This window comes from Oscillochloris sp. ZM17-4 (assembly GCF_019599295.1).
Classification (GTDB): Bacteria; Chloroflexota; Chloroflexia; order Chloroflexales; family Chloroflexaceae; genus Oscillochloris.
Genome location: NZ_JAIEWN010000094.1, coordinates 1 through 7,194 on the forward strand (window position 1 = coordinate 1; position 7,194 = coordinate 7,194).

The window sequence follows — 7,194 nt, forward strand, 5'->3', positions numbered from 1 at the left end:
CTCAACATCGACGGTAGCGGGGAGGTCACCTTGACCACCCTCTCCGCATCACCGACCCGCTTTGAAGGGTTTTGAAACTTGCGGTCGCTGGTGAACAGGATTTGGCTCCCGTCGCTCCGCATCACCGACCCGCTTTGAAGGGTTTTGAAACTTGTGGCCCAGTTACCCCAGGAGGGGGTCCAACCGTCGCTCCGCATCACCGACCCGCTTTGAAGGGTTTTGAAACGGAGCAACACCCCTCACCAGGTCCTCGGGCAAGCCCTTGACTCCGCATCACCGACCCGCTTTGAAGGGTTTTGAAACCGGAGGGGTTGCTGGAGGCGGAGTATCTTTAGCTTCAGCTCCGCATCACCGACCCGCTTTGAAGGGTTTTGAAACACGCTTCCCCTCCACCCGATGCGGGGGGGTGAGCGTGATCTCCGCATCACCGACCCGCTTTGAAGGGTTTTGAAACCCTCTCCACCTTGCGGTTTCGAGTGGCTGTGGACAGTATCTCCGCATCACCGACCCGCTTTGAAGGGTTTTGAAACCCTCATAGCGCAGGCCAGAGGCCTTGCGCTTCAGCCAGCTCCGCATCACCGACCCGCTTTGAAGGAGACTGTCGGCTAATTACTGGCGGATCGTCCCTATCGGCGTGACGCCAGCGTGGCGAAAAACGGTGCCACGGCCTAACGCGGCGCAGCATGAGCGGCGATCCGGGAGCGCGCGGGGCGACGCGTGGCGAATCGGGCGATTCGGCCTGGTGCCGCGCACGCCGCGACCGGCCCACACGTGGGGGCCAGCCGCAGATCTGGCACGATGCGGGTGATCATTGTCGGCGGCCGGGGGGCCAGGCCGCGCCGGACGCGGCTCAGCCAGCTGAGCAGGTTGCGCACGGCGCAGGCCTGATAGAGCTGACACTGCGCCGCCGCCGTGCCGATCCGCCGCGCCCGCCGGCAGCCCTGCCACTGGACCAGCCAGGCCACCACCGGCTCGACCCGCCAGCGCCCCCAGAGCAGCGCCCGGCCTTCGGGCGTGGCGTTGAAGGCGGCCGCATCGCGCAGAAACGGGTGGTAGGTGCTGATGAAGACACTGCGGTGGCCAGTGGGATTGGCGTCGGGGTCGCGACACTGCGACCAGAACGCGCACCCCTGACAGTCGCTGGCCCGGTAGCGGAAATCCACCCCCGAGCCATCGCCACGCGGATAGTTTTGGATGCTGACCACCCCGTTGGGGCAGCGACACGTGGTCACGTCCGGGTCGATCCGAAAGTCGGCCAGCGTGAAGCGGGTCGGGTCGCTGCCGCCCGCCGTTGGGATGCGGGCGACCAGCGTCGTCTGGCCGTCGCTGACGGCGTGGGCACGGGCGCGGCTCTTGCCCCAGCCGCCAGCGCGGTCGATCACCAGGTACGGCGGGAGGGGCTGGTCGGCATCGCGCTGCTGCTGGAGCACCGCCGTGGGCGCCTCGCCATCGGGGACGCTGCCGGTCAGGGCCACGCAGGCCCGGATACGCGTGGCCGTCGTGCTGATGACCGCATTCGTGCCCAGCACGGCGGGCTGGCCGGTGTGCTTGCGGAAGGTCGCCTCGCGGTCGACGGCGCTGGCGATGCGGTGCTGCCCGCGCTGCTTGGGGGGCCGTTCCACCCACTGGTCGGACGCGTCGCGCATGAGGTTGTCGGTCAGCGCGGTGGCAAGCGTGTCGCGCAGCTCCGGGATCACCGCCCGCGCCCCGTCGGCGAGGGTGGGTAGGTGTGGGGTGATGCCCTCCAGCAGCCAGGTGGCCACGCTGGCGCAGGCGTGGCGGCGGGCCTGGTGGTCGACGGGGTCGGACAGGGCGACGAAGCGCGTGAGCGGGCCGTAATCCAGGGGCGGAATCACCCATTGGAGCGCGGCAGGAGCCAGTTGCTCCCAGGCGGCGATCAGGCGCAGGCTGAGCTGGGCCAGCAGATAGGCGGTGCTGCGGGTGGGCGTGACCGGGCTTTCCATGGCGAAGGTATCGACGATCTGGGGGGTCTGGTCGGGCGGCTCGGGGTCGACCTGATCGAGGAAGGTCAGGCTGTCGCGGAAGAGCGCGTCGGGGGCGTGGTCGCTCACATAGGCATGGAAGTCCGCCAGGGTGCTATGGTCGGGGCCACGCTGCATGAGCGGCAGGCCGACAAACCAGCGCACGAGGAAGTCGGTGCTGAGCAGCTGCTCCAGCGCGCGCTCGGAGCAGGAGCCGGCCCAGGAGCGGACGATCTCCATGCGGACCAGCTGCGCGATCGTGTAGTCGGGTGGCTTGCCCGGCGTGCCCTCCGGGTGGTGGAATCCCGCGCAGGCCGCCACGGCGTCGGCCGGGTCATACCAGGCGTGAAGCGCGACCAGCGGGTGGTCGGCGCAGCGCTGGAACATGGGCCGCATGACCCGCCCGGCGACCCAGGCCAGGATCGGCTCCAGATGCTCCCCGAGCACCCACAGGGCCAGCGGCGGAAGATCCGGCAGATCGGGCGTGTCGGCGTAGGGAAGTGGTGGTACAATTGCCATATTGAGCCGTGTTTTGTGATCTGATAAGGTTGTTGTACCCGTATCATGCCACAGAACACGGTTCGATCATCTGTGCGAAATAATTAGCCGACAGCCTCCTTTGAAGGGTTTTGAAACGACCTGATAGCTGTGGGTCTCAGCGCGCGTGACACTCGCTCCGCATCACCGACCCGCTTTGAAGGGTTTTGAAACGCAATATTCAGCGGCGTGTCGATCTTGTTGTTCCACCGACTCCGCATCACCGACCCGCTTTGAAGGGTTTTGAAACGAACCACCACAGAGTCCCGACGACAACGATCAGGACCACTCCGCATCACCGACCCGCTTTGAAGGGTTTTGAAACTGCAACCGGACAGGGCGGCCAGCAGCAGGGGAGCGAGCCTCCGCATCACCGACCCGCTTTGAAGGGTTTTGAAACAAACGTCCCCGTTTCCTGGCCGGGGGGAGCGAGGATGCCTCCGCATCACCGACCCGCTTTGAAGGAGGGGTGCGCTAAACATAAGGTGAGCGAGTCCGGGGCGCGCTAAACATAAGGCGCGGGATCGGGCCGGCGGGGGCGGGATCGGCGAGCGGGGGGTGATCATCGCGGGGCAGATCGGGGCGGCGGGCGGCGTAGGCCCAGGCACGGGGAAGGTCACACGTTCCGCCACCGGGCCGAGCGGCACTGCGACCGATACGGGGCGCAGGGATTCATGCCCCATGCGCCGTAGGCGAATCGGCCCGGGCTGCGGTGCCCCGGAGATCCCGTAGCGACACCCTGCCCTCAGAGGCTCCCAGATGTGGTGCTACCATGCGTATCGCGGGGCACTCGTCGGTGCCTATGGGCCGCACGCTGGTGACACCCACGCCCCTGGCGCGGCCCCGCGCCTCCGTGCTCGGCGCGATAGCCGCGCCGCCGCCGCCCTGTGCCAGGAGAATAGACGTGATGTCGAAGAAGCCGACCGTCCGCGAGCTGCGTAGCTACCTCGCCGCCAGACCGGTCGATGAGCTGGTCGAGGAGATCATCAGCCTCTACACCCACTACGATGCGGTCAGGGAGTTCTACACGCTGCGCTTGCACGGGAGCTACAGCCAGGAGCTGCTCGAACGCTACAAGGGGATCGTCACGAATGCGTTTTTTCCACCCGGCTCCCGACCGCGCCCGGCGCAGATCGCCGTCGCCCGCCGCGCGCTGACCGACTACCAGAAGATCGCCGCCGCGCCTGAGGGTATCGCCGAGTTGATGATTCACTCTGTTGACCTGAGTGTGGCCTACATGTGTACCCTGAGCTCCTTCAGTGACTCGCTCTATGCCAGCACCGATACGCTGTTTGCTGAAGCGATCACATACATCATGGAGCACAACCTCCAGGCGCAATTCGCGGATCGCTGCAACGCGATCCTCCGCCAGAGCCATGAGTCCTACTGGAACTTCAGCGACCGAGTCATGGAGTTGTCGTTCGACGCATTTGAGGCGCCTGAGGAGGATGAAGCGACGTAGGATCGCACACCATGGCTTCCTCGATCGCCGCCTTGAGTGCGGCGCGGGCCTGGCGATAGCGCGGGCTGGTGCTGGAGGGAGGGAATCCTAGCGCCCGCAGGGCTGCCGTCTCGCCGACCGCGCCGGCCCGCACCAGGTCGGCGACAGTGCGCCAGTCTCGTTGCGCAACCTCTGGGAGGGGTGAATCAGACTCCGCAATGCCTGTTGCGCAATCATCAATGGGGGCGCTTTGCCCTGTTGCAACGCCAACAAAGACCGTTGTGGGCGTTGTCCCATCGGGCGCATCCCAGACCCAGATCCGCGCCGGGTCAATGCTCTGCCGGGCCATCGCCAGGGTTGGGCCGCGCTCGACAATGGAGGTCTTCCCGCCGACCTCGATGGTCGTCGGCTGGGCGCTGTTGCCAGCGGCCGGGGCGGCGGTGACCGCGAAGCTACCCAGCCTCATGATCGCGCAGCTCTCTAGCAGATCGCCGTAGCCCTCGATACCCAGCGCCCCAACGCGGTCGGAGGTCGAGCCGGCGATCAGCCGCAGATGGCGTGGCCGTCCCGCCGAGAGCAGGTCGACCATCAGCTCGCGGGCGGGCTTGCCCAGCTTGCCAATGCAAAGCGGCACCTCGTCCCAGACCACGGTCAGCCAGGGGCCAGGGTCGCCGCGCTTCATCGCCCCGCCGCGCCGGGTGAACTCGGCCCGCAGCCGCTCCAGCGCCTGCGCGATCGTCCGGTAGCCGCCGTCGTCGTCGCACTCGATCACCGGGGCGCCGAGCCACTCGCCGGCCCGGCGGTTCGGCTGGATGATCAGCACCTGGCCGACGCGCTGGCGGGCGAGGGCCTCCATCAGGGTGCTCTTGCCACTGCCGCTCGGCCCGAGGATAGCAAGGTGCGGCACCTGGTTGGGCCGATCCTGAAGCAGCGGGAGCCAGGCCGCCGGCGGCAGCGGGCGTTCGCCAGCCGGTAGCGCGAGCGCGGCTGAGACCGGCTTCGCCGGAGGCGCGCTAGAGGCGGCTGGCCGCCCGCGGGCGAGCATGCCGGTGCCGTACCAGCGCCGGCTGAGGGCGGCCATCAGCAACACAAATCCACCAACCAGCCCCACACTCAGGGCGAAGATCAGCAGCACGGGCGGCGATTCCGCCATGTGTCCCTCCTTAAGCAAACGAAGGCTCGGGCGCTTGTTATGATCTCCGTAACCGCCCGACCGCCCGACATCTTTTGTGTCGGGCGGTCGGGTTGTGGCAGATAGCTTGCAGCATCGTGAGGCCCGGGTTTACTCTCGGCGCCGGCGCTGCCCGAGCAGCACCCGCTCCGGGAGGTACGACGAGATGATCGCGCCGACAAAGACAAATAGCCCCACTATCCAATCGATCCCCGTGAGAATGGTGCTGTCTCCGGTGAACACGCCAGCGGCAGCGCGGGCAAGTATCCGCACTGCGGGAAAGGTCTGCGCAAAGGTGATGCCGACATCCGGGGTGAGGAAGATGCCATAGGCCCACCAGGGTCCCTCGCTAAAGTACCACTGACCGCCAAAGAGCAGGGCGGCGAGTGCAAAACCGATACCGACACCGGCATATGTCCACGTGCCGCGCAGGACGTTCTCAGCCTGTACGCAGGTGATCACCGTGGTCGCCAGGCTCATCGCGCCGCCGAACACCCCGAGCAATGCAATGAACGCCGGGCGCGTGCGAGCGACTGCCTTGCGATCAATCAGGGGCTGGTAAACCTCATGGGTAACGCGCATATATAATCCCTGTCATACAGTGATAGCGACCGTTCTGACGCCGTATTCCGCAATCTGCGGGCCGAACGGTCATACACCGCCGGCCCGCAGCCATCCCGATGTATGACAGCGCACGTCCATAGGAGCCGAGAACCGCATACCGAAGCCTTCCGGCCTGTCATACACCGAGCAAGTGGTCGAAGTCGAGCAACGCATCAAGCGTGGCGGCGGCCTCGGCGTCGAGCGGCGGCGGAGCCACTGGCGGCCCGCCGGCGGCCAGGGTGTCCAGCCGGCGCTCGATCCGCGCTAAGCTGGCCTGGATGTCGACCCCGGCCACGATCGCCTCACGCAGCGCCCGGCTGACATCGGCGCCTGCGGGCAGGCCGGCGATCCAGTCCAAGATCGCCGCGCTGCGCGGGTCGCCGGCCGGCAGGGCCAGGCTGATCATCCGCCGGCTCATCGCTGCTGGCGGGCGGCGGCCACCGCCGCGAAGCCGCGGGCCCCGGCCAGCTGGGGCTGGGCGGCCGCGATCATGGCCCGCAGCTGCTCCGGCGCAAGGCCGCGCAGGTCGGCGCCGGGCACACTGAGCTGCGGGAAGGCTGCGTGAAGCGCCGGGCCGAGGGCCACCGCCCCGCCGCCGCCCAGGACCAGCGCCCGCAGGCCGCGCCCGCCGTTCGGCCAGAGCGAGCGCCCGGTGGCGACGACCGTGTCGAGCGAGCGCAGCAGCGCCGCCTCGGTGCCCTCGGGCAGCGGGCGGCTCACCCCGGCCAGATCAAGCCCGCCGGCGCGCACCGCCGCATCCACCTCGTGCAGGGCCAGCTCCAGGCCGTACTGGCGGCTGATCAGCCGGCGCACCTCACGCAGCGCGTCAGCCATCCCACCCGGCACGCTCTCGCCGCTGACATAGCGCCCATCGTGGAACAGGGCCACATTCACATCGCGATAGCCGGCGTCGATCACGCCGACCGCGCCACGGGTGCTGGTGAGGTCGAGCGCGCCCCCGGCAAACACGGCGGCATAGAAGACCCCGGCCGCCTCGGGGGCCACGCTGACGTTGAACACATCCCAGTCGCTGCCGGCGGCGCGCACCGCGCCCTCCAGGGCCGCGCGGGCCGCGCCGTCGGCGAACCATGCCGCCGGCATCCCGGTCATCACCGCCATCGGCCCGCCGGGCGGCGCGACCTGGGCCAGCGCGTGGCGGGCCAGGGCCACGAACGAGGGGCTCTGGTAGCGGCTGCGATCGAGGATGGAGACCAGGCGCTGCGGGGCGAAGGCCAGCGCCTCCTGGCCGACCAGCCAGGCGCTGCCGTTGAGCCGCACCGCCCGCGCGCCAGTGGCTACCGCGCTCTCGTAGTCGGCCGCCCCGGCGGGCGCCGCCACCGCCGGGAAGATCGCGCTGCGCCCCCCGGCGACCGCCTTCACATAGCCGTGGCCGACGATCAGTCCAACCGGATACATACGATGCTCCTATGCTACAATGACCAAAAGAAACCCGAGCGACC

The 7,194-nt window shown here is 68.1% G+C and carries 6 protein-coding genes and 2 CRISPR repeat arrays; of the genes, 1 reads left to right on the forward strand and 5 read right to left on the reverse strand.

The genetic code is table 11. The features are described 5' to 3' along the window. Positions 1-41 precede the first annotated feature (41 nt). A CRISPR array of direct repeats spans positions 42-605; the repeat unit is 37 nt; unit sequence CTCCGCATCACCGACCCGCTTTGAAGGGTTTTGAAAC. A gap of 63 nt (positions 606-668) precedes the next feature. After that, positions 669-2,501: a transposase gene (locus tag K2Z83_RS27290; protein ID WP_220598329.1), complete on the reverse strand. Its 1,833-nt coding sequence runs from the start codon at positions 2,499-2,501 to the stop codon at positions 669-671. A gap of 80 nt (positions 2,502-2,581) precedes the next feature. Then, a CRISPR array of direct repeats spans positions 2,582-2,994; the repeat unit is 37 nt; unit sequence CTCCGCATCACCGACCCGCTTTGAAGGGTTTTGAAAC. Between the two features lie 432 nt (positions 2,995-3,426). Here K2Z83_RS27290 and K2Z83_RS27295 point away from each other — a divergent pair. Further along, positions 3,427-3,981, forward strand: coding sequence for a DUF6155 family protein (locus tag K2Z83_RS27295; RefSeq protein ID WP_220598330.1), 555 nt, complete (start codon positions 3,427-3,429; stop codon positions 3,979-3,981). Here K2Z83_RS27295 and K2Z83_RS27300 read toward each other — a convergent pair. From K2Z83_RS27300 to K2Z83_RS27315, 4 genes are all read right to left on the reverse strand, one after another. Next, the gene (locus K2Z83_RS27300) at positions 3,926-5,113 is read right to left on the reverse strand and encodes a hypothetical protein (RefSeq protein ID WP_220598331.1); all 1,188 of its coding nucleotides are present in this window, start codon (positions 5,111-5,113) and stop codon (positions 3,926-3,928) included. The two genes, K2Z83_RS27295 and K2Z83_RS27300, sit on opposite strands and share 56 nt — an antisense overlap. A gap of 129 nt (positions 5,114-5,242) precedes the next feature. Next, on the reverse strand, positions 5,243-5,713 hold the full coding sequence (locus K2Z83_RS27305; protein ID WP_220598332.1) for a hypothetical protein: 471 nt from the start codon (positions 5,711-5,713) through the stop codon (positions 5,243-5,245). A gap of 157 nt (positions 5,714-5,870) precedes the next feature. Next, positions 5,871-6,140: a hypothetical protein gene (locus tag K2Z83_RS27310; protein ID WP_220598333.1), complete on the reverse strand. Its 270-nt coding sequence runs from the start codon at positions 6,138-6,140 to the stop codon at positions 5,871-5,873. Between the two features lie 8 nt (positions 6,141-6,148). Then, positions 6,149-7,150, reverse strand: a complete 1,002-nt coding sequence (locus K2Z83_RS27315) for a hypothetical protein (RefSeq protein ID WP_220598334.1) — start codon at positions 7,148-7,150, stop codon at positions 6,149-6,151. Between the last annotated feature and the right edge of the window lie 44 nt (positions 7,151-7,194).

Coding starts and splice junctions, on each gene's coding strand:
- K2Z83_RS27300 (WP_220598331.1), bottom strand. CDS start 5,113: ATGGCGGAATCGCCGCCCGTGCTGCTGATCTTCGCCCTGAGTGTGGGG.
- K2Z83_RS27295 (WP_220598330.1), top strand. CDS start 3,427: ATGTCGAAGAAGCCGACCGTCCGCGAGCTGCGTAGCTACCTCGCCGCC.
- K2Z83_RS27315 (WP_220598334.1), bottom strand. CDS start 7,150: ATGTATCCGGTTGGACTGATCGTCGGCCACGGCTATGTGAAGGCGGTC.
- K2Z83_RS27305 (WP_220598332.1), bottom strand. CDS start 5,713: ATGCGCGTTACCCATGAGGTTTACCAGCCCCTGATTGATCGCAAGGCA.
- K2Z83_RS27310 (WP_220598333.1), bottom strand. CDS start 6,140: ATGATCAGCCTGGCCCTGCCGGCCGGCGACCCGCGCAGCGCGGCGATC.
- K2Z83_RS27290 (WP_220598329.1), bottom strand. CDS start 2,501: ATGGCAATTGTACCACCACTTCCCTACGCCGACACGCCCGATCTGCCG.